This window comes from Arthrobacter sp. SIMBA_036 (genome assembly GCF_046535135.1).
Taxonomy (GTDB): Bacteria; Actinomycetota; Actinomycetes; order Actinomycetales; family Micrococcaceae; genus Arthrobacter.
The window spans coordinates 1-365 of the sequence record NZ_JAWRXG010000071.1; the positions used below are offsets into that span (position 1 = coordinate 1).

Annotated in this window: 1 rRNA gene; it reads left to right on the forward strand. The window is 57.0% G+C overall.

Annotated features, from left to right (window positions below):
• Positions 1-365, forward strand: a 23S ribosomal RNA gene (locus tag SB659_RS19180); the annotation flags it as partial.

Below are 365 nucleotides of genomic sequence, written 5' to 3' on the forward strand. Positions count from 1 at the left end.
TTTGACTGGGGCGGTCGCCTCCTAAAAGGTAACGGAGGCGCCCAAAGGTTCCCTCAGAATGGTTGGAAATCATTCGCAGAGTGTAAAGGCACAAGGGAGCTTGACTGCGAGACCTACAAGTCGAGCAGGGACGAAAGTCGGGCTTAGTGATCCGGTGGTTCCGCATGGAAGGGCCATCGCTCAACGGATAAAAGCTACCCCGGGGATAACAGGCTTATCTCCCCCAAGAGTCCACATCGACGGGGAGGTTTGGCACCTCGATGTCGGCTCATCGCATCCTGGGGCTGTAGTCGGTCCCAAGGGTTGGGCTGTTCGCCCATTAAAGCGGTACGCGAGCTGGGTTCAGAACGTCGTGAGACAGTTCG